Origin of the sequence: Mycobacterium sp. (assembly GCF_052144515.1) — a bacterium.
Taxonomy (GTDB): domain Bacteria; phylum Actinomycetota; class Actinomycetes; order Mycobacteriales; family Mycobacteriaceae; genus Mycobacterium.
The window spans coordinates 1-21,119 of the sequence record NZ_JBKQQD010000368.1; the positions used below are offsets into that span (position 1 = coordinate 1).

Consider the following 21,119-nt stretch of genomic DNA (forward strand, 5'->3'; position numbering starts at 1 on the left):
AAGTCCAACGTGGCCGCGAGACCCTTCACCAGATCAAATCGCAGACGGAGCACTAGCTCGCGGGTGCGCCGTGGCGGCCGGCTCCCGCGGCGAACCGTCCGGCCCCTTCGTTGGCTTCGGCGGCGACCCGGGAGATGCTTGCGAATTCGACGTCGATGGCCTGGGATTCGGACAATCCCCACTGCTGCAGCGCCGAGAGCCGATCCGAGCGCATGCACTGCTGCGGCAGCGCGGCCAGCTCAGCGGCCAGCTCCTCGGCCGCCTGCCGGGCTTCGCCCTTGGGCACCACCCGATTGGCCAACCCCATTGCCAGCGCTTCATCGGCCTGTACCGCGCGGCCGGTGAGGATCATGTCCATTGCGCGGCTGTGCCCGATCAGCCGCGGGAGCCGGACCGTGCCGCCGTCGATGAGCGGCACTCCCCAGCGGCGGCAGAACACGCCGAACACGGCATCCTCCTCAGCCACCCGCAGATCGCACCACAGCGCCAACTCCAGACCCCCGGCCACGGCATAGCCGCTGACCGCGGCGATCACCGGTTTGGACAGCACCATTCGCGACGGGCCCATCGGGCCGGGACCTGTCCGGTGCACGGCGTTGGCCTCCGGCGTCCCGAACGCCTTCAAATCGGCTCCCGCGCAGAAGGTTCCGCCGTCGCCCCACAGCACGGCCACCGACGCGCTGTCGTCACGGTCGAATTGCTCGAAGGCCGCGTACAGCGCTGCGGCCGTCGGGCCGTTGACGGCGTTGCGCGCGGCCGGCCGGTGCAGGATCACCGTGGTCACCGGGCCGTTGCGCTCCACACGCACCGGGTCACTCATGTCGCCTCCAGCAGTTGGGTCATGTCGCGTCGTTCGGAAAGTTCTTTGGCGAAGTCGTGGTAGGCGGCACGCAGCCGGGCCCCGGGCCAATCAGCGGGCAGCAACTCGGCGGGCAGCACCGGGTCGGTGAGCAGGTGACGCACCATCGCCGCGGCCACCACGAACCGGCCGGGAATGTCTGTGGCCGTGGCTATCTCGTCGAGCAGGCTGCGACCCGTTTCCGCCCAGCCGGACAGGTCCCACAGTTGGCCGGCCAGCTCAGCGGGTGCCTCGTCGCGTGCCGTCAGTACCCGCACCCGGGCCGCCACCTCGTGGTCCAGCTCGAGGTCGAGGTTGTCGGGCCGCATCCACACGCCTTCGCGCAGCTCACCGAAACGCTTGTGGTGCATGGCGTTTCGCAGTGTGGCCCGGGTGCGGGCATCGGTGCCCACGCTGGTGACGATCAGCACGACCCAGTCCCCGTGCCAGGCCTTGACCCCGGGCCGCATAGCTTCGTCCTGGCGGCGCTGACGGGCCAGCAACCGATCGGAGAGCCGGTAGCCGTCGGCCGAGCGGATCAGATCACCAGCACTGACCATGCGGGTCAGCGCGACCCGCAACGTCGTCTCTTTGATGCCGAAATCAGCTGTGAGCCTGATTAATTCGCTCGCGCTGGCCCACGCCGGATGGGCACCGAGCAGCACGCTCAGCACCACTGACCGGGCCGTCATGTTCGGCATGGTTTACACCTGCCTCAAACCTGGGACGCTTGACGGCCGTAATCGCCGAACGGCTCGTCGCGGTGCTTGACCGCGTCCCGGAAACCGTGCTCGACCGCGTCGGCGACGAAGGCATGCCCCTCGGGCGTGTGCCGGGCCACGCCGTCGAACACGGTGCTGACCATCCTGCTGGTGGCCACACCCTGTTGCAGCAGAGCGGAATTCAGCGCGAGCTTGACCATGATCAGCTGGTTGACCGGCACCGCCGCAATCCGCTCCACCAGCCGCTCGGTGCGCTCGTTGAGGTCTTTGGCGTCCGGCGCCTCGACCGCCAGGCCCCACTCGGCGGCTTGCGCGCCGGTGATGCAATCGCCGGTGAACAGCAGGCGTTTGGCGCGCTGGTCGCCGAGCCGGTGCGCCCATAGCCCGGCCGCCGGCACTCCCCACACCCGCGTCGGCGGGTAGCCGATCTTGGCATCGGCGGCGGCGATCACCTGGTCGGCGTGCAGCGCAATGTCGGTGCCGCCGGCCACGCAGTAGCCGTGGATCTTGACCACCGTGGGCTTGTCGGCGTGCATCAGGCTGGAGAACCCGCGCACGAAGCGGCTCATCATCTGGTAGTCGATCATCGGGTCCCACGGCTGGTTGGGCAGATGATTGAAGCCCTGGGTCTTGCCGTCGAGCACCGTGCCCGCATACGCGCCGGTACCGCCGGCCGACCCGGTGCGATCGGCGTATGCCGACAGATCGAAGCCAGCGCAGAAACCCTCGCCGCGACCGGACACCAGGATGACGTGCACGTTGGGATCCAGGTCCGCGCGCTCCACCACCGCCGACAGCTCCAGCGGAGTGTCGGCGATGATCGCGTTGCCCTTATCCGGCCGGTTGAAGGTAATCCGCGCAACCCGGTCGGTGACCTCGTAGGTCATCGTTTTCAGGTTGTCGAAGTCGACCGGCCTGATCGCGTGAGTCACGTTGCGGCTCAGCCTTTTACTAAGGCACGCTCGAGGATGGGCGCCAGGTCCAGCCCGGTCGGCATGGTGCCGAACGCCCCGCCCCAGTGGCCGGCGAGCCGGGTCGTCAGGAACGCCTCGGCGACGGCGGGGTGCCCGTGGCGCACCAGCAGCGACCCCTGCAATGCCAGGCAGATGTCCTCGGCGACCTTGCGGGCGCGGTACTGAATGGCTTCGAGATCGCTGAGTTGCTGCCGCAGGTTCTCAACGCGGCTGTCCAGCCGCGCATCCTGGCCCGCACTCTGTGCCAGCTCGTCGAACAGCACCTCGATGCATTCGGGGCGAGTTGCCAGGGCGCGCAACGTATCAAGCGCGCTGACGTTGCCCGAGCCCTCCCAGATGCCCATCAGCGGCGCCTCACGGTACAGCCCGGGCATCCCGGAATCCTCGACATAGCCGTTGCCGCCCAGGCATTCCAGCGCCTCCGCGGCGTGCGGGGTGGAACGCTTGCACACCCAGTACTTGCTGGCCGCCAGGCCGATGCGACGGAAAAGCGCTTCGGTCTGGTCCCCGTGAACCGCCTTGTCGGTGGCGCCGGCCATCCGCATCGCGATCATCGTGGCGGCCTCGGCCTCCACGGCCAGATCCGCCAACACGTTGCGCATCAGCGGTTGGTCGATCAGGTAGGCGCCGAACGCCTTTCGGTGCTGGGCATGGTGGATGGCGCGGGTCAGACCGGTGCGCATGCTGGTTGCACTGCCCAGGGTGCAGTCCAGCCGGGTGAGGTTGACCATCTCGATGATGGTCGGTACGCCGCGGCCCTCCTCGCCGACCAACCACGCTGTGGCGCCGTCGTATTCGACTTCACTCGAGGCGTTCGCGTGGTTGCCGAGCTTGTCCTTGAGTCGTTGCAGAAACATCCGGTTCCTTGTGCCGTCAGGAAGGATGCGCGGCAACATGAAGCAGGACAGCCCATTTGGTGCCTGCGCGAGGACCAGGAAGATGTCGCACATCGGCGCCGAGGTGAACCACTTGTGACCGGTCAGGCTGTATGTCCCGTCGGCGTTCGGGGTGGCCTGCGTGGTGCCGGCGCGCACGTCGGAGCCGCCCTGCTTCTCGGTCATCGACATGCCCGCGGTGATACCGGGCTTGGTGGTGGCCAGCTTGAGCTCCGGGTCATACTCGCGGCTGGTCAGCAACGGCTCGTAGACGGCCGCCAACTCAGGGTTGAAGCGCAGCGCCGGCACGACGGCGTACGTCATCGAGATCGGACAGACATGGCCGGGCTCGACGGTCCACACCGAGGTCAAGGCCGCCCGCACCACGTGCGCGCCCGGCCGGTCGTCGGCCCACGGTGCGGCGTGCAGGCCGTGGCGGATGGCCGTACGCATCAGTTCGTGGTAGGCCGGGTCGTAGTCCACCTCGTCGATGCGGTGCCCGTACTGGTCGTGGCTGTGCAGGACGGGTCGATTGCGGTCGGCGAGCTCACCCCAGCGCTGGGCTTCGCGGCTGCCGTTGATCGCTCCGAGCTCGTTCACCTGGTCCAGGCCCCACTGGCCGCCTTCCCGGATCAGCGCCTCGACGAGCGCCGGGGACGTGGCGGGGTTGTAGTCCTGCAGGGGCGGAACCTGGTTGGTGACGACGTGGGTGTCTGGCATGCGACCCATGTTACATTTTTTCGACGATTGCACAAGAGACGTAATACTAGCGCGAGTGTGCGGCGAAGAACTCCCACAGCGTCCCGGTAGCGAAGGGCGGCCACTCATGGCTACCCTGGTCGACCGTGATGAGCACGGCGCCGCGGTTGTCGGCACATGCGGCGGTCGACGTGGTTACCGGGCCATTGGTCGTGATAGCCGGGGCGCCGCACTGATCAACATTGCGCCAGAACGCATCCACGTCTGGCACCGATGGACCGTTGATGACGCTGAAACCCTGCCCACCACCGTAGGGAACAAGACGATCCGCGGTGCCGTGCACCGCCATGACCGACGTCGGATGCGGGGACCGGCACGGGTTCAGCTGGATGCCGGCGACCGGGCCTATCGCCGCGAAAATGTCGGTGGTGCACGCCAGCGTGTACGACATGATGCCGCCGTTACTCATGCCGGTGGCATAGACGCTGGCACGGTTGATGCCGACGTTATTGACGATGTCGGCTATGGCCGCGCTGATGAAGCCGACGTCATCGACGCCTTCACGTCCGGACCGGCCGCAGCAGCTTTCCCCGTTGACGTTCCAGGCCCGGTTGAGGCCATCCGGGTAGGTGACGACGAACTTGCCCGAATCGGCCAATCCGTCCCATTTGTAATCGCTTTCGGCCTGCTTGCCACTGCCAGAATAGCCGTGCAGCATGACGACCAGCGGCGCCGACGGGGGCAATCCCGCGGGCTTGTAGAGCCGATAGCTGCGATCGCGTCCGCCGACGTTGATGTGGTGGAGGCTTTTGCCGTCCACGAAGCCCGACGGCAGCGTCGGCTCCTCCCAAGCCGAGCAACCCGCGACCAGCAGCACTATGCCGAGAAGCGAAGCGAGCCGGCGGAACATAGTTAACGATAAGCAGCTGGCCAATTGAAGGTGGCCGGAACCGTGGATGGATGTCAACATGGACGACACCTCGACCGTCGGCCGCGATGCTGACCTAGTGAGCCACTCGCCCATTGATCCAGACGCCGACCCGAGCAGGCGTGCCTGGATGGGGTGTCCGAATTGCGACACCGGCGTCGAGTGCCCGCAATGCCAAAGCAGCCGCAACTGCGACACCCACTGGCAGTACTTGCTGAGAAACAACGGGACGCGCGTGTTTTTGCAATGCTCCATGTGCTTTAGCGTGTGGACGGTCGACACAGCCGATCGCGACCGGCATGCATCTGCGGTGGTGAGCCGGAACAAAGGTAACGATGCCGCGGCCATAAAGCCTGACGTGACGTGCGATGCCCCGGCCGGTCAACCGGAGGGTAGCGACGACGCGGCACGCGACGAAGCGGTTATTGCCAAAGTTTTCATCGGCGACTGCCCCCGCGACATTGTGACAAGTCGAGACGGCGATCTTATCTATGTGTTGGCCGCTGATTCGGTCAAGGTGGTCAGCGGCTTCCACCACGTCGTCGCCTCAATACCGATCGGTCCGGAACCGAAGCAGATGATCATGAGTGCAGACGGCAGTCGCCTCTATGTGACCGGCTACGACGGCTCGCTGTCAATAATCGATCCCAGCAAACGGACAGCGAAAACTGTTGCCACCCCGCGCAACACTGCCGCGGTGGTGAGCCCGGACGGCGAATACGTCTACCTGGCACATGGTGACAAGATTGGCCGCCACACCGCTAGCTGGATCTCGACCATCCGCGCAGACGGCGCTTTCGTCGCGCGAAACGCGGTCGGCCGCTGCACCACTGGGATGGCTCTAAGCCGGGACGGTCATCGATTGTACGTCGCGTCCGGCGGACCTGGCTCCGACCACCACGGCGGCACCGTAACGGTCATCGACACCACCAACCGCAAAACCGTCGACATCATCCCGGTGGTTGAGGCGCCGGAGACACTCGCGGTTGACGCCGAAGGCCTCCTGTACGTCACCCATTACCACACCGATTCGATCTCCGTAATCGACCCGGCCACACACTCCGGCATTGCCATTGCACTTGGCGACGCTCCGATCGAGATCATGTCCGCGACGAAAAGAGAATTCATCTACACGGCCAACCTGCACTCAGTCTCCGCGATCAATATTTCGACCGCAGTAACTAAAAGCCTTGCGATCGGCGAGCTACCGCGGCGCCTGAACATCAGTGTCGACGGAAGATGTTTGTATGTGACCGATTTCGCGCACGGCACCATATGGGGTCTCGACACCTTGGACAATTCGGTTACGGGCACCGTCGCGGTCGGTGCACACCCGGCAGCAGTAGCACTCAGTCCCGATGGTGAGTTGCTGTATGTGACGGACTCTCGTGACGGGACACTCAGGGTGATCTCGACGGCGTTGCTGAAGCCCAATCCGCAAGACGCCCCCTAGGTCGCTCAGTATGGCCATCCACGTGAGCATTACCGCTGGCGCCAAAAGCCTTTGGGCGCTACCGCTGACGACTTTCGGGCACAGCCAGCCGATGCTAGACGGTGACAACGTGATACACGGCGCGCTCGCACGCGCCGCCGACCTTTAAGGCATGGATTATGTTGAGGAAGAGCTTGGCCGACCTTTTTTTCGGCGTGGGCGTGGCGCTGATCTCCGTGATGCTGAGCGAGCCTGCGGTAGGTTCTGCCGACGCCGGCAGTGTTCGCCCGGCGGGATCGTGCCCTGACATTCAAGTTGTGTTTGCGCGCGGCACCGGCGAGCCACCGGGACCCGGCCGTGTCGGGCAGGCATTTGTCGACTCGTTGCACCCTCTGGTCCATGGCAAGTCCGTTGCGGTCTATGCTGTCGACTACCCGGCGTCCTACGATTTCTTGCGCGCAGTCGATGGCGCAAACGACGCAAGGCAATTCGTCCACGATACTGTCTCATCGTGCCCGCAGACCAAGGTGGTGCTCGGCGGGTACTCGCAGGGCGCAGCCGTCGTCGACCTCATAACCGTGCCGGGACAGGCGACGTTCGGATTCGGAGATCCGTTACCCAGCAGCGTTGCTGATCATGTCGCTGCAGTGGCCGTCTTTGGTAATCCCTCCAACCGTGCCGGGGGCCCACTCACCGCGCTCAGCCCGCTGTTCGGCTACAAGGCGATCGACCTTTGCAACGGTGCGGACCCGGTGTGCTCCCCAGGCAACGACGTAGCGGCCCACCGCGTCTACGTCGAATCTGGAATGGCCACGCAGGCAGCCCAATTCGTTGCTGACCGACTGAACGGCTGAATGATCTCGTACACGTGATGGCGTCCGGAGCGACTCGAAAGTCCGGCGACAGCGGGACAGCGATCGTGTCGACAACGGCGTATTTGCCAGTACCGCGTGTACGCGCTCAGCTGCGAAGGCGCTACGTACAGGTGATTGCCATCGGGGTTCAGATCCATCCCGGTCGCGACCACTGGCGGGTTGAGCGGCGCAGCGGTGACGCAGATGCTGGCGACCGTGTGATCGGCGGTGCTAAGGAAACGCCTCGCCGGCGCCCAGAATCAGGCGCTTCGTATCCACGACCGGCGGGTCGCGCCGCGATAGCACTGCCCGCGATCCAGGTCCCCCCGTTCGTCGGCGGCGACATAGACCCGCACGGTGTCTCTTTCCCCCGCCCGCGACGACGTCGCAGTTATGAGCGCCGATCGGGACCTTCCGCTTCGTGACCATGCCCTCACGATGCTGTTTTGCCATGACCGTTGTCCTGCCGCTGGCGGCTAACCTGCATGGATGGCAGCCGGAAAACTGATACGGTGCTACCCAGGCCAGCGTTGCGGGAAATCGCTGGCCGGGAGGACGAGGCGTTGACGACGGAAACGAGCACCGCCGAGGCGAGCACGGCGCCGACCCCGCTGCGCGCGGTGTTGGCCGACGACGAGACCCTCCTCCGCGAGGGTTTGGCCAGCCTGCTGGAACGCTCGGGGTTCACCGTGGTCGGCCAGGTCGGCAACGCTGTCGAGTTGCTCCCGCTGGTGCGAAAATCCACTCCCGACGTGGTGGTGGTCGATATCCGGATGCCCCCCACCCACACCACCGAAGGCCTGGACGCCGCCCGGGCGATCCGCCAAGAACTGCCCGATACTGGGATCTTGGTGTTGTCTGCCTATGTCGACGTAGAGCATGCGATGGAGCTGTTGGCCAGCGGCCGCGGTATCGGCTATCTGCTTAAGAGCAGGGTCACCGACGTCGCCGATTTTGTGGACACACTGCAGCGGATCGCAAAAGGCGCCTCGGTGGTTGATCCGGCGGTGGTCCAAGAACTGGTTTCCGAACGGCGTCGTGACGACCCGCTGGCTGTCCTGTCGCCGCGCGAACTGGAAGTGCTGGAGTTGATGGCCGAGGGGCGTTCCAATGCCGGCATCGCGCGAAGGCTGTGGGTGACCGAGGGCACGGTCGAAAAGCACGTCCGCAGCATTCTCACCAAACTCGGCTTACCGGAGACCGACGACGACCATCGTCGCGTCCGCGCGGTCATCACATTTCTCGAGTCCCGTTGACTTAGACGCGAATATCGTTGACCCACAAGTTCTTAAGCCGTCTGTGTCACTTCGTGTGAGTCGTCATAGCGTACCTCAGTGAGAAGCCGGCGCAGCCGTCGCCGCCCGCGATGTAAACGCGAGACCACGGTTCCGATCGGCGTGTTCATCATGCCCGCGATTTCCTTGCACGGGAGGCCCTCGACATCGGCGTAGTACACCGTGGTGCGGAACTGCAGGGGTAGGGCACGCATCGCCGCCATCACGTCGTGGTCGCCCAAGCCTTTCAGCGCTTGATCTTCCGCCGAGGGCAGGCCGATGGCCGAATGGGTAGCGCTGAGCACCAGTTGCAGATCGGTGACCTCCTCGGTCAGATGCTGCGCGGGGCGTAGCCGGGCCTTTCGGCAATTGCTGATGTGGGTGTTGACCATGATCCGGTATAGCCAAGCGTGAATGTTGCTCTCCGGCCGGAAGGAGTCAAAGCCGGCGAGGGCTCTTGCCAACGTGTCCTGGACGAGATCTTCGGCGTCGGCGTGTTGACGGGTCATCCGCAGCGCCTGCCGGTGTAGATCGCCGAGCAAGGGCGCGACTTGGCGTTCAAACCCGGCCGCGGGGTCCGCGTCGGCAGTCAATTCCGCTGGCAGGGTCATGATGCACCTCTCGTGTCGCGGGCTGAACGGTGCCGATCGGCGCCACGTCTCACGATTGCGCCTCCACTGACCCACGTCTGCACCGCTGGCAGCCGTCGAGGGTTCCCGCCACCCGCAGTCCGCGTCTGCCGGGTAGCCGGTAGCGGACGCGCACGATCGATCCCGGGATCCGAATGCACCGCGGGCCCCGGGAATCCTTCCCGACCCGGTGCGAATTCCTGCTAGCCTCCATGCCATCGGCTTGCCGCTACTCCACACTGAACCCGTGGGACTTGGTGAGCGAACGCGTTGCGTCATTATTGACGACAACCGCGACTTCCTCGATGCGGCGACGCGATTGCTAGAGCATCAGGGGATCAACGTGGTGGCGGTGGCGACGTCCTCTGCCGAAGGGTTGCATTGCGTCAAGGACCTTCAGCCCGACGTGACGCTCATCGATATCGATCTGGGTGAGGAAAGCGGTTTTGATCTCGTCGAGAAACTGCACCGCAATGGGTTCGGCGCGGAGGTGCCGACCATCTTGATCTCCACGCACGCCGAAGAGGACTTCGCCGAGTTGGTTTCCGCCAGCCCGGCCGTGGCGTTCATCCCCAAGGCTGCCCTGTCCGGTGCCGCGATCCGAGATGCCCTTGGATATGCGGGCTAGATTCCCGCTAGCGCGGTATTCGGATTGGCGTTGCCGGTAACGACAGCCGCGCCCGTAGCCGCCATCCTGGACATGAGCCGATTGGGAAGCGCGTAAGCGCGAAAGCGATCTGGTTGACCTTCAAGGCCTTCGGCGTATCGGCCGCCGGTAAGCGCGCGTTGGAGTCAACGCAAGAAGTGAGGAAAGCACTCATGTCAGCTGGCGACGGCTGCTGCTGCTGCGTAATGCCGACGTCGCGGGGTCTACGGGTTAACCGGGGCAGCGAGGGCGTGCGGTCCCATTTCGTGCGGGCCGGCCGATCTCCTTCGCACCGGGCGGTCCGGGCGCCCGCGCGTCCGCAACGGCGGGCCCGCGGCGTATTTTTGGTCATCCGTGGCCTACAGGTCGCGCTGTTTGTCGCGACGATCGTCGCCGCCATCGCTCTTCTTGCCCATCCGCTCGCCGTCGGTAGGCCGTCGCAGGACTCCGGTTCCGCGACGCCGACGCCCTATTCCGGCGCGTTCTCGATCGAGGATGTGGCCGCCAAGGTGTTGCCCAGCGTGGTGACACTGCAATTCAGCGACGGCGACAACTCTCAGCTCGGTTCTGGGGTGATTCTCACCGCGGACGGGTTGATCATGACCAATAACCACGTCGTGGCGCGGATGAGCGATGGGCGGCACGCTCCGGCGAGCACCGCCGTGACCCTCAATGACGGCCGCACCGCGGCATTCGACCTCATCGCCACCGACCCGAAGAGCGACATCGCGATCGGGCGGGCGCGGGACGTCTCGGGTCTTACCCCAATCGCTATCGGATCCTCGACCAAACTGGACGTCGGCCAGCCGGTGGCGGCGGTCGGATCGCCACTTGGTTTGCGCGGCACCGTGACGGCTGGGATCGTCAGCGCGCTGAACCGCCTGATATGCCCGGCCACGGAACCCGACGCCCCGCCGAGCGCCTATTACGCCATCCAGACCGACGCCGCGATCAATCCGGGTAATTCCGGCGGCGCGCTCGTCGACATGAACGGCGCCCTGGTCGGCATCAACGCGGCAGAGGCTGTGGTGCCCGGCGCCGAGGGCGCGGGCATCACAGCTCACGGGTCGATCGGCCTCAACTATGCGATTCCGATCGATCACGCCACGCGCATCGCCGCCGAACTTGCCGCCACCGGCCGCGCCTCGCACGGCTGGCTGGGAGTACAGGCGACCAGCGACGGCGGTGCCCTCGGTGCGAAGGTCACCGGGGTGGAAAGCGGTGGACCCGGCGCGGCCGCCGGGCTACCGGTCGGCGCGCTGATCACCAAGCTCGACGACCAGATCATCGGAAGCGGCGACGCCCTGATCGCCGCGGTGCAATCCAAGGAACCCGGCGCCTCGGTGACACTCGCGTTCGCCGACCCTGTGGGCCTGCCCATGACGGTGCAGGTCACCCTCGGCAGCGACCGGGGTCAACAGTAGCCTTCCCCACTCACCCTGCTGCACAAGGGACCTGGGCCGTGAGCGTGGTGCCGACCCCGTTACCGCCGCTGATATCCAAACGGCCGCCTAACGCCTCCACGCGGTCCTTCAGGCCGATGAGCCCGGATCCGCCGGGATCGGCACCGCCGATCCCGTCGTCTGCTATCGAGACGCGCACCCGCACGTCGTCGACATCCACGGTGATGATGACCCGCGACGCGTGGGCATGTTTGGCCGCGTTTGTCAGTGCTTCTGCGACAACGTAATAGACGGCCACCTCGACGGACTTGGGCAATCGCCGCTCAACATTGACGCTGAGCTCGACGGGCATGGGCGCGCGCCGGGACAAGGCACGCAATGCCGGTCCGAGGCCCGCATTGGACAGGACGGCCGGATGGATGCCGCGCGAAAGCTGCCTCAGCTCCTCACTGGCTGCCGTGAGGTCCTGTTCGACCGCGGCGATTTCGCGTCTCAGGTCGCTCTCGGCAGGCAGCGACTCTTGCACGGACCGGATGCGCAACCTCAGCGTGACGAGGCGTTGCTGCGCGCCGTCGTGCAGGTTGCGTTCAATGCGACGCCGGGCCTCGTCGGCCGCGGTGACGATGCGCGCGCGGGAGGCCATCAGCTCATCGCGCGCTTGCGCATTGGCGACGGCGGTCGCTACCAGCTCGGCGAAATCCGCCAATCGTTTTTCGGTCTGAGCCGCAAGCGGTTTCGGCCCGGAGGAGGCGATGACCGCCGCTCCCCACAGTCGCCCGTCAACCTCGATGGGCGCGCCCACGGCCGAGCGAATGCCCACGTCGCGTACCACGGCGGCAATCGCGCCGGCCGCGCCCTCGTGGCTGTCCATCCGAGCCGTGGTGCCGGTACGTAACACCATCGTCGCGACGTTTTCGCCATCCAGCGGATACACCACGCCGACCGGAATTTTCGCTAGCTGGATCTGGTCGTAGGCCGCGACGACCTCGCATGAGCGATCCGCCAAGTAGCGCACCAGCACGCAGTTCTCCACCTTGAACACGTTGGCGACCTCCTCGGCGACGGCGGTGAAGACCTCGGCCGGTGACACGCCGCGGGCCACCAGCGTCGCCACGCGCCGCAGGGCGGCCTGCCGTTGTGCCAACTCGGTCACCTGGTCCGCGGCACGCTTTATTTCAATGGCGCGACACCGGGCGCGACCCGCCAGCGCGTTGGCCAATAGCCCGATTGGCAGGAACACCGCAAGGGGGATGAGCTGCGCGGGGCGGGTCGGCAGCCAGCTGCTGTCGCCGAGGTGGATTTGCAGGTACACCACCGCGCTGACCAGAGTTGTCGCCACGGCCAGTCCGATATCCCAGCCCGCTGAAATCACAAGGACGCCAAAGAGATACACCGCTCCCAAGGTGGCGTGCGGTGCGACCGAGGCAAGCATGCGCACGAGTACGGTCTCGGCGACGATCAACACCGCGGCGACGACGATTCCAAGCCAGAGAGGACGTCCCGGTGGTCGCGGCGATCGCCCGGTGCGGCGGCCCGACGGTTCACATCGGGCTCGCCTTGGAGTTATGGACCACTGGCTGCGTGTCATCGCGTGTCGGGCTCGATCGGTGGCGCTGAGAACGAAGGGCGCAGTCGTAAAGTCAGTCACTGCATCGGCTTACTCATTGATTCGGCCCTCGACGCGGGTTCACCCGGAACCGTGGTGACCGGCGCGACAGCACAGCGAAACTCCGTCCCGGCGACGTCGGCACTGGCGGCGCGCGATGGTGTGCGTCGGGTAGTGTTGCGCCTCACTCCAGTCTCGGCGTGGCGCGACCGCTTTGCATCGAAGCTGGCTGCAACCGCCCCATACCGGCCAGCAGGTATAGCGGCCGGCTATACCGGCGCGCTGCCGTCGGTCCGGGTTACCGGAAACCACACCCGTACCCTGGTTCCCGCGCCGGGCGAACTGCGCAGCTCGATCTGGCCACCCAGCGCCTCGGCGCGGTCTTTGAGGCCGACGAGTCCGGTGCCGCCGGTGAAGTCGGCGCCCCCGACGCCGTCGTCGGCGACCTCGATGAGCAAGGCGCCGCGGGCGGTGTCATGGTCGACGGTCACCGTGATGGTCTCGGCGTGGGAGTGCTTGGCCGCGTTCGTCAACGCTTCGGCGACGGTGTAGTACGCGCTGACTTCGACCTGGTGCGGTAATCGCTCGGGCACGCGCACCGTAAGCCCCACGGGTAACGGCGAACGACGGGTGAGCGCGTTCAAGGCAGGGCCGAGGCCGCCTCTGGCCAGGACCGCCGGGTGGATGCCGCGCGAGAGCTCCTGCAGCTCGTCGAGCGCACCGCTTGCCTGCGTCACGGCGCGCTCGAGCTGCAGCCGCAACTCACCATCGTCGGCCGCCACGCCATCGCGCATCGCGCGAAGCTGCATCGCCAGCGCGACCAGCCGCTGCTGGGCGCCGTCGTGCAGGTCGCGCTCGATGCGGCGGCGCGCCTCGTCGGCGGCCGCGACAATCCGCGCGCGCGACGCCGCAACATCGGCATACAGCCGGGCATTGTCCAGCGAGACGGCAAGCTGGCCGGCGATCAGCTTGACGGCATCGAGCCGGTCGGCGGTGAATGCCCCTCTGATCAAGCGATTCTCCAGCAGCAGCACCGCACGCAGCCGACCGCGACTCGTAATGGGTAGGACCAGCAGGGAGCAGCGGTCGCTGTCGGCGAAGTAAAGATCGCGAGCAAAGCGGTCGTCGGTGGTGGCGTCGACCACGGCCAACGGTTCGGGTATCCGCTGGGCGTAGCGCACGACGGACATAGGCACGCTTGGCTTGCTGCCGATGCCGTCGACAGGGACTGCGCCTTCCGCTGTAAGTAGCGTCCAGTCTGGGTGGTCGTCGCCGCACAGCAGCAGCCGTACCTGCGTCGCGCCGGTCATGGCGCCCAGCACGTCGACGACGCGGCTGTGCAGCCCGTCGATGGTCGTTTCCGAGCTCAGGGCCCAGGATGCCGACAAGATCGCCAGCAAGTCGATCGTTTCAGTGCTGAGGAAGGAAGCTTGCCCGCGCACGTCCCCGACTGAGCTGGGCGTGTCGGCTGGCGACCGAAGTACCGGGTACGCCGAATCGAGCTGGGCGACTTTCGCCGACGCGCCCCACGACAGATACATCTGCCTGGCCTGGCCGAGAAGTTCGACACCGACCTGCTGCAGACCCCGTGCCAGGGCGAACCGGGCCGCGCGCTCTGTTATTAGCGCCCGATGCCACGGCCGTTGCCGTCCGGCGACCTCATCTCGGGCGGCGTCGAAGGCCAGCGCCGCCGCGCCCATATCGCCTGCGGCCCAGGCACGTTCGGCCTCCAGCAGTCGCAACAGGTGCAGAAAATTCATTGGGGCATCTTCGGCGCGGGCGCCGAGCCAGCCAATCAGCTCCTCCAACTCGGCCAATAATCCCGGTCGTTCATCGGCCGCGGCGGTTCGAGCGCCGGCGGCAAGGGCGAAACCCCGCAGCACTCGGGCCACCGCGGTCACATAGTTGCCGGTGGCAAAGGGCAGGGCGGCCATCGCCGCGGCCGAATGTCTTCTCAGGCCCTCCTGATCATCGAAGATCGCGTCCGCGATCGCGCGGCTGAGATCTCCATAGAACGGCACTGCCGCGTCGTCGGCGCACCGGTCAACCGCCACCTCCCCTGATGGGTCGAAGGTTTCGCCGCGCAGCACATCTGCCAGCCACTGGTAGGCTTGCACCCACTGCCCCATCGGTTCGATGCCCACCCGCCGCACGAAGGCCAACGCCGTCTCCGCCTCGGCGACGTAGATGTCGAGCGTGGGCACAAAGTCCAGCCGCCCCCCGTAGGTGTGGGCCACGGTATAGCCGGCTGTGGCCAGGTCGCCACCTTGCACGAGCCCGTCGCATGCGTGCTTTGCTTGTCCGACAGAGACTTCCAGTGGTTCGAACCAGCAACTGAAGTAGGACGATACGAACCGCGCCAGTGAGGTCTCGGGCTCATAGCCGCGGTCTTCCCCCACGGCTACGATCCGGCGTGCGGCCCGGTATGCCGCGCCATAGTCATCGCGCAGCGCGATGGCCGTCGCTGCCGAATAGCTTGCCGGGCCAACTAGGCCGCGGGCGGTGCCCTGGTCGAGCCAAATCTGCAGTGCCTCGAGGCTCAACCACGCTTGCATGAATACGTCGCCGGCGAAGGTTGCGGTGGGAAAGACCGCGTTGAACAGGCAAGTTACGGCAAGCGTTGTCGGATCGGTGATTTCGGGTCTGCCGAGGTCATCGGCGTCATCGGTATTGTCCAGCCACCGGTACAGATAGGCGAAATAGCGCTCAAGCAACTCCGGAAGCCGTTCGGGGGCAGGGACCGTGGTGCCGAGCTCGCGCAGCGCCGTCACGGCGAGCTCGATCGCGTCGCCGTACAGCTTGCGATTGGTCAGGCTGCGCACCTGCACACAGGTCGCGTCCACTCGCTGCAGCGCGGTGGTACTCAGCCGGTCGACGATGCCGTAATCCTCGTCGGCCTCCTGCAGCCGTCCGAGACAGAACAGGGCAGTGAGGCGCCTGGTGTGCAGCTGGATCAGCGCGGCGGTATCACCGGGATCGGCGACCTGCAGCGCGCTCGAGAGCATCGTGTGAACCTGGCCGTACTCCCCCACCAACGCAGCCTGTTCGGCGGCCCGACTCAGCAGCGCCGCCGCGACAGACCGCTCCCCGGCGCCGGTGACCGAGTCGATGACCGGTAGGTACTGCTCGGCGGCGACGGCGAACAGCGCGGGTTCGACCGCCAGCCGCCGCGCCAACGCCAGGTGCACCGTGCGCCGCCGCTGGGTACCAAGCTCGGCGATAATCGCTTCACGGATGCGGTCGTGGCGGAATCTAACCGCATCATGAGCCCCCGTCTCGGCCACCAGAACGCCCTCTTCCAGGGCCGGCGCCAGGCGCTGTTCGACCACGTCGGCCGACCCGGTCGCCACCGCGAGCACGCTCAGCTCGGCTCGCCCGCCCAGACAGGCCATCGCCTCGAGCACGCCTCGGCAGGCGGATGGCAAGCCCGCCAACCGGGCCATCGCAAGTTCGGCCCCCTTCGAGCGGGTCAACAACGAACTCAGGGCCGGCTCGTCCCACGACCACCCCGCCGAGGTCGGGGTCAGGATCTCTTCCTGACGCAAGGTGTTGAGCAACTCCACCGTCTCATAGGGATTGCCGCGCGTATGCGGCTCGATAAGCCGGGCCAGTACGCCAGCATCAGCGTGGCTCACGTGCAGAACCTCGGCAACCAGGGCGGCCACTCCAGACACGGCCAGATTCGCCAGATGCACATGGGTGACGCCCGGCTGTCTCCGCCACTGCGACAGCAAGCTCGCCAGCGGATGCGCCGGATCGGCGTCATCGCGGTAGGCACCCACCAGCAACAGACCCTCCACCTGCTCACGAAACGCCATGTCGATGACGCCGACCGAGGTGGGACCCGCCCACTGCAGGTCGTCCACGAAGACCACCACCGGACGTTTCCGCGAGGCCACCGCCCGCAGCGCTGACACAGCACTGTGCTGAGTGCGGAGCTGAGCCGTGAGCGGATCGCCGGCCTCCGCAGGCACGCCGAGCAACGCGGCAAACTCGGGCACCGCCGCGGCGGCCAGACCCGCATTCGGTCCCAGTGCCGCCAGCATCCGCTCCCGCAGCCCGACCAACTCCTCCTCCGGCTCCGCCAGCAATAACCGACCCAGCGCGCGAAACGCCTGGAAGATGCCGCCGAACTCCAGATCCCGCCGGTACTGGTCAAATTTGCCCGCTACAAACCAGCCGTCGTTAGCGGTCACCAATGGGCGCAACTGATCGACTAACGCCGTTTTTCCCACGCCGGGGGCCCCGCTGACGAGCACGCCGCGGCAGCCACCTGTCAGCGCATCGTCGAAGGCCGCACTCAGCGCGATCACCTCCTCATCGCGCCCGATCAGCCGCGACGGCGGCAGCAGCCGCAGCGGCAGATCCCGCGCGCCGACGCGCGGCACGGGCACCGACGCATCGCCGTCACGCAGCTGCCGCAAGTCGTGCACCACGCCGCCGGCGGACTGGTAGCGGTCATCGGGCTCCTTTTCCAGCAGATGCATGATGATTTCCGAAAGGCATTCCGGCAGAGCCGGATTGACGGCAGCGGGCGCCGCGGGCACCCGCGCCAGGTGATCATGGGTGAGCCGCAGCGGATCCCCGACCCCGAACGGCGGCGCACCGGTAGCCAGCTCATACAGTGTCGCCCCCAACGCATACAGGTCGGCACGCTGATCCACCGGCCGGCCCGTCCGCCCGGTCTGCTCGGGCGCCAAATACGCGAGGGTACCTACGATTTGGCTATGGTGCGTAAACTCCGGCCGGATCTCGGCCAGTGACGTAGCCAACCCGAAACCCACCAGGCGGGGCGCGCCATCGGACGAAATCACAATGTTGGCGGGGCAGATGTCGCGGTGCATCACACCACCGGCGTGCATGGCGGCCACCGCCTCCGCTAACGCCGTCGCCACGCGGATCAGGTCTTCGGGGGCAAGCGGTTTCAGCGTCTCCGCAAGGCTCGTCTGGCCGGCGTCGGCAAGCGTGATCGACCCGGGGTAGCGCGGCTCATCGAGCAGCTGCGCCGCGCCCACCACCCCGCGCAGCCGTTCCAGCACACCCAGCTCATGACGGAGCCGACGCGGCGCCGCGGGTCCGGTGAACTCTTTTCGGATGACCGCGCGGCCGGCCGCGAAAAGCCGAGTCACCCGCGAGTGCGGGGTCTCGCGTACCATCTCGGCCTGAACGGACTCATGCCGATCGGGCAAAACCGCGCCTTCGTCCACCGAGCACCTCACACTGGGCGATCCCGCCCTTTAGCTAACACCCATCCGCGCGAACGGTCGACAGATTCGGCCTCCTCAGGAAGGTGCGGGTATCCGGAAGGCATTGAGGATCGCGCACACGGTGTGATAGATGCCGGTCAGCACGGCGGCTTCCATCACCCCTTCGTTCCCAAGCAGCGCTTGGGCCTCGCGGTACAGCGCGTCGTCGAGACCGTGCTCGACCGACAGTGCGCGGGCGACACGGTGGGCGACCGCCTCGGTTTCCGTGAGGCCCTCCGGCAGTCCACCTTCGGCCAGGGTCCGCACCGCCTCGTCGGAGAGGCCGACCTGCTCGGCGACGGCGCAATGGGCGTACAGCTCGTAGGGGGCCTGCCACAACGCACCGACCGTCACGATGATGACTTCCCTGCAACGCCTGCTCAGCGAGGTGTTTTTCTGCTCGCTGACCGCGAGTTGGAGGAAGGCGGTCGAGATGGCCGGGGTGAGCAGGGCCGGATTGAACGGACCAATCAGTTGGCCGTCATCGGTGCTTGCCTGGAACTTGGCTCCCTCCGCCCACGGGACCGCCACGTTCATCAGCCAGTCGTAGAGCTCCGCCTGCAACGGGTGCAGCGCGTCGCGGCCGTAAAGCGGAAGCCGCCCACCGAGTCCGCTGAGTCCGCCGCCATCGATCGACATGAGTCCTCCCGGGCTTTTCCCTCCTGTGGGCCGCACCCGTTGCGGTGCGCACCGGCGTTCGTCCTGCTATGGACTGCCGCCCTCAGCATGCCGCGATAACCCCGTCGTGTCGTTACCGGCAACCGGAATCGGCATACCCAGCCAGCCGGTAGCGCGAGCGGCGCCCTTGGGCCAGATCCCCGTCGGCCAATGCCTTCGCTGTGCCGGTGTGAGCTGAACCACTCTGGTCGCAGCCACGCTCGGACGGCGGGACTGCCGCCTCACCCAAAGTTATTACGGCTAGCGGGAAGTCAAATGGGATGCTAGCGCCGACGACATCTCCGCCCGGGCTACGCAATGCTACGTGTTGAGCTTGGTTGCGGGGGATGATCGCGTGTCACGCGTCAATCAACCCAGCAGCGTCACCAAATCGGCACCGGGAGAAGAGAAATGTCGTTCGTCACCATCCAGCCCGCGGCGATGACCGTGGCCGCGGGACACTTGGCGGCAATCGGTTCGGCGATGACGGCCTCGAATTCTGCTGTGGCGGAGCCCACTACGGCGATCGCTCCGGCCGCAGCCGACGAAGTGTCGGCACTGACGGCGGCGGCGTTCACCGCCCATGGGGTGCTATACCAGGAGGTCAGCGCGCAAGCGGCGGCCATACACCAGCTTTTCGTTTCCACCTTGCAAGCATCCGCCGGTTCATACGCGGCCACCGAGGCCGCGAATGCGGCCGCTGCCCGCTGAATCAGGACACGCCATGGACTTCGGAGCCCTTCCACCGGAAATCAACAGCGGCCGAATGTATTCCGGTCCCGGTCCGGGCTCGATGCTGGCCGCCGCGGCCGCCTGGGAAAAGCTGGCCGCGGACCTGTACTCGACGGCCGCCTCGTATTCTGCGGTGATATCGGGGCTCACCGGCGACGGCTGGCAGGGTCCGTCGTCGCTATCGATGGCCGCCGCCGCAGGGACTTACGTGACATGGCTGGGCGGCGTGGCAACACAGGCCGAGCAGGCGGCCAGCCAGGCCCAGGCCGCCGCGTCGGCGTTCGAGACGGCGTTCGCGGCCACGGTGCCGCCACCGGTGATCGCGGCCAACCGCGCGCAGTTGGCGATGCTGGTCGCGACCAATTTCTTGGGCATCAACACCCCGGCCATCTTGGCGACCGAGGCTCAATACGCCGAGATGTGGGCCCAGGACGCCGCCGCCATGTACGGGTATGCCGGCTCGTCGGCCGCCGCGGCTATGCTGACCCCGTTCACCGCGCCGCAGCAGAACACCAATCCCGCCGGTTTGAGCGCCCAAAGCGCCGCGGTCAGCAATTCCATCGGGAGTTCGACCGCCCCGTCGATCGACACGATTCTCCAGCAGATCCTCGCCGACATAAATAATGCGCTGGCGCCTGACCACATCAACTCCGGGATCAGCGCGTTCGCAACGATCCCCTCCATCATCTTGTCGGCAGCCTCCTTATTTTCGAGTTCCAGCTCCACCGCCGCCGACTCAACGGCGGCGGCATTGACCGACGTGAGCGCTGGCCTCGGCAAAGTGGCGACCATACTTGGCTCGGTTGGCTCGGTTGGCTCGGTCGGCTCGGTCGGCTCGGTTGGCCCGGTTCAGGTCGGCGGTGCGGTGTATGCCGGAATGGGACGGGCAGCCACCGTCGGTGCGCTGTCGGTGCCACCGGCCTGGGGCACGCTCACCTCCGCGGCTTCCGGTTCCTCAAAAGCGTTGCCTGTCAACCTCGTCAGCGAAACCGACCTCGGGGATATGGCACCTCCGGTCAGCCTGGCAAGCGCTCCGGCGACCCTGGCGGCCGGGGCGGCCGCGCGCGCCAGGCCCGCAGCGGCCGACGGCACAACCCTGCGATCGTTGATGCGGCCCATCATGCTTCCGCGTAAGGAATACCTCGGATAGCGCACACGTGCTTCCGCAACGATGGAGTCAGTCTCAGCGACGAAGCCGGGTGCCCTCTGCCGGAAGTACCCGCCAAACCTCTGGTGTTTCACTGATGTGACTGCCGACGCGGTATGCCGAGCCGTACTTCCGGATAAAGCGTGCCACGAGGGGCGTTGGAACACTGGTCATTGGTCGCGCTGTTCGCGCTTTTGCCGCTGCAGTGCGACCTGGCGGTCGTGCAGGGCCCACGCGATGGCCATCAGCACGAACACCCCCAATAGCGCGGTTGACATTGCCACTACCTGCCTTTCCTGACTGTCTCGCAGCCGGGGGCGACGACCGGCGTCATTGCGCTGCACGCAAGGAGTTTCGCCGTCATACCGTTCGGATCGATCAGCACTGAGCCGCGGTAGCCGGTGACAGAGATTCGACCCGCATCTTTCACAATCTCAGCATCGCTCGCCGACGGCCG

General features: G+C 66.4%; 16 protein-coding genes. 7 read left to right on the plus strand and 9 right to left on the minus strand.

Annotated elements, in window-relative coordinates:
* Positions 1-52 precede the first annotated feature (52 nt).
* From ACLP9N_RS23790 to ACLP9N_RS23810, 5 genes are read right to left on the minus strand one after another with little or no spacing between them, the layout of a single operon-like run.
* Positions 53-820: a crotonase/enoyl-CoA hydratase family protein gene (locus ACLP9N_RS23790; RefSeq protein WP_442409690.1), complete on the minus strand. Its 768-nt coding sequence runs from the start codon at positions 818-820 to the stop codon at positions 53-55.
* Positions 817-1,539, minus strand: coding sequence for a PaaX family transcriptional regulator C-terminal domain-containing protein (locus tag ACLP9N_RS23795; RefSeq protein ID WP_442409691.1), 723 nt, complete (start codon positions 1,537-1,539; stop codon positions 817-819). The genes ACLP9N_RS23790 and ACLP9N_RS23795 overlap by 4 nt, the downstream gene beginning before the upstream one ends.
* Before the next feature lie 14 nt (positions 1,540-1,553).
* A complete protein-coding gene (locus tag ACLP9N_RS23800; protein ID WP_442409692.1) occupies positions 1,554-2,492 on the minus strand; it encodes a crotonase/enoyl-CoA hydratase family protein in 939 nt (312 codons plus the stop codon).
* Positions 2,493-2,500: 8 nt separating this feature from the next.
* Complete coding sequence (locus ACLP9N_RS23805) at positions 2,501-4,129, minus strand: acyl-CoA dehydrogenase family protein (protein ID WP_442409693.1); 1,629 nt, start codon at positions 4,127-4,129, stop codon at positions 2,501-2,503.
* Between the two features lie 46 nt (positions 4,130-4,175).
* Complete coding sequence (locus ACLP9N_RS23810; RefSeq protein WP_442409717.1) at positions 4,176-5,018, minus strand: alpha/beta hydrolase family esterase; 843 nt, start codon at positions 5,016-5,018, stop codon at positions 4,176-4,178.
* Positions 5,019-5,349: 331 nt separating this feature from the next.
* On the opposite strand from ACLP9N_RS23810, the gene ACLP9N_RS23815 reads away from it, so the two are divergent.
* The 3 genes from ACLP9N_RS23815 (at position 5,350) to ACLP9N_RS23825 (ending at position 8,578) form a co-directional block, all read left to right on the plus strand.
* Positions 5,350-6,489: a YncE family protein gene (locus ACLP9N_RS23815; protein WP_442409694.1), complete on the plus strand. Its 1,140-nt coding sequence runs from the start codon at positions 5,350-5,352 to the stop codon at positions 6,487-6,489.
* 158 nt (positions 6,490-6,647) lie between these two features.
* Complete coding sequence (locus ACLP9N_RS23820) at positions 6,648-7,322, plus strand: cutinase family protein (protein ID WP_442409695.1); 675 nt, start codon at positions 6,648-6,650, stop codon at positions 7,320-7,322.
* A gap of 611 nt (positions 7,323-7,933) precedes the next feature.
* Positions 7,934-8,578, plus strand: a complete 645-nt coding sequence (locus ACLP9N_RS23825) for a response regulator (protein WP_442409718.1) — start codon at positions 7,934-7,936, stop codon at positions 8,576-8,578.
* Positions 8,579-8,610: 32 nt separating this feature from the next.
* Here ACLP9N_RS23825 and ACLP9N_RS23830 read toward each other — a convergent pair whose 3' ends face one another.
* Positions 8,611-9,207 (minus strand): sigma-70 family RNA polymerase sigma factor, encoded by a 597-nt coding sequence (locus ACLP9N_RS23830; RefSeq protein ID WP_442409696.1) that lies wholly within the window; start codon positions 9,205-9,207, stop codon positions 8,611-8,613.
* A 265-nt stretch (positions 9,208-9,472) separates the two neighbouring features.
* On the opposite strand from ACLP9N_RS23830, the gene ACLP9N_RS23835 reads away from it, so the two are divergent.
* Both ACLP9N_RS23835 and ACLP9N_RS23840 read left to right on the plus strand, forming a co-directional pair.
* Positions 9,473-9,853: a response regulator gene (locus ACLP9N_RS23835; RefSeq protein WP_442409697.1), complete on the plus strand. Its 381-nt coding sequence runs from the start codon at positions 9,473-9,475 to the stop codon at positions 9,851-9,853.
* 191 nt (positions 9,854-10,044) lie between these two features.
* Entirely contained in the window at positions 10,045-11,295 is a 1,251-nt protein-coding gene (locus tag ACLP9N_RS23840) for a S1C family serine protease (RefSeq protein WP_442409698.1), read from the plus strand.
* A 10-nt stretch (positions 11,296-11,305) separates the two neighbouring features.
* Here the strand turns inward: ACLP9N_RS23840 and ACLP9N_RS23845 are convergent, their stop codons facing one another.
* From ACLP9N_RS23845 to ACLP9N_RS23855, 3 genes are all read right to left on the minus strand, one after another.
* Positions 11,306-12,739 carry a GAF domain-containing protein gene (locus ACLP9N_RS23845; protein ID WP_442409699.1) on the minus strand — a complete coding sequence of 478 codons (1,434 nt, stop codon included), beginning with the start codon at positions 12,737-12,739 and terminating at the stop codon, positions 11,306-11,308.
* Positions 12,740-13,149: 410 nt separating this feature from the next.
* Positions 13,150-18,087, minus strand: a complete 4,938-nt coding sequence (locus ACLP9N_RS23850) for an AAA family ATPase (protein WP_442409700.1) — start codon at positions 18,085-18,087, stop codon at positions 13,150-13,152.
* 75 nt (positions 18,088-18,162) lie between these two features.
* Positions 18,163-18,765 (minus strand): carboxymuconolactone decarboxylase family protein, encoded by a 603-nt coding sequence (locus tag ACLP9N_RS23855; RefSeq protein ID WP_442409701.1) that lies wholly within the window; start codon positions 18,763-18,765, stop codon positions 18,163-18,165.
* Positions 18,766-19,194: 429 nt separating this feature from the next.
* Here ACLP9N_RS23855 and ACLP9N_RS23860 point away from each other — a divergent pair, with 429 nt between their 5' ends.
* Both ACLP9N_RS23860 and ACLP9N_RS23865 read left to right on the plus strand, forming a co-directional pair.
* Positions 19,195-19,494, plus strand: coding sequence for a PE family protein (locus ACLP9N_RS23860; protein WP_442409702.1), 300 nt, complete (start codon positions 19,195-19,197; stop codon positions 19,492-19,494).
* Positions 19,495-19,507: 13 nt separating this feature from the next.
* Complete coding sequence (locus ACLP9N_RS23865; RefSeq protein WP_442409703.1) at positions 19,508-20,665, plus strand: PPE family protein; 1,158 nt, start codon at positions 19,508-19,510, stop codon at positions 20,663-20,665.
* The last annotated feature ends 454 nt before the right edge of the window (positions 20,666-21,119 follow it).

What these genes read in the sequence shown, in the direction of transcription:
- ACLP9N_RS23790 (WP_442409690.1), bottom strand. Translation starts at nt 820, where the DNA reads ATGAGTGACCCGGTGCGTGTGGAGCGCAACGGCCCGGTGACCACGGTG.
- ACLP9N_RS23795 (WP_442409691.1), bottom strand. Translation starts at nt 1,539, where the DNA reads ATGCCGAACATGACGGCCCGGTCAGTGGTGCTGAGCGTGCTGCTCGGT.
- ACLP9N_RS23805 (WP_442409693.1), bottom strand. Translation starts at nt 4,129, where the DNA reads ATGCCAGACACCCACGTCGTCACCAACCAGGTTCCGCCCCTGCAGGAC.
- ACLP9N_RS23810 (WP_442409717.1), bottom strand. Translation starts at nt 5,018, where the DNA reads ATGTTCCGCCGGCTCGCTTCGCTTCTCGGCATAGTGCTGCTGGTCGCG.
- ACLP9N_RS23820 (WP_442409695.1), top strand. Translation starts at nt 6,648, where the DNA reads ATGTTGAGGAAGAGCTTGGCCGACCTTTTTTTCGGCGTGGGCGTGGCG.
- ACLP9N_RS23830 (WP_442409696.1), bottom strand. Translation starts at nt 9,207, where the DNA reads ATGACCCTGCCAGCGGAATTGACTGCCGACGCGGACCCCGCGGCCGGG.
- ACLP9N_RS23840 (WP_442409698.1), top strand. Translation starts at nt 10,045, where the DNA reads ATGTCAGCTGGCGACGGCTGCTGCTGCTGCGTAATGCCGACGTCGCGG.
- ACLP9N_RS23855 (WP_442409701.1), bottom strand. Translation starts at nt 18,765, where the DNA reads ATGTCGATCGATGGCGGCGGACTCAGCGGACTCGGTGGGCGGCTTCCG.
- ACLP9N_RS23860 (WP_442409702.1), top strand. Translation starts at nt 19,195, where the DNA reads ATGTCGTTCGTCACCATCCAGCCCGCGGCGATGACCGTGGCCGCGGGA.
- ACLP9N_RS23865 (WP_442409703.1), top strand. Translation starts at nt 19,508, where the DNA reads ATGGACTTCGGAGCCCTTCCACCGGAAATCAACAGCGGCCGAATGTAT.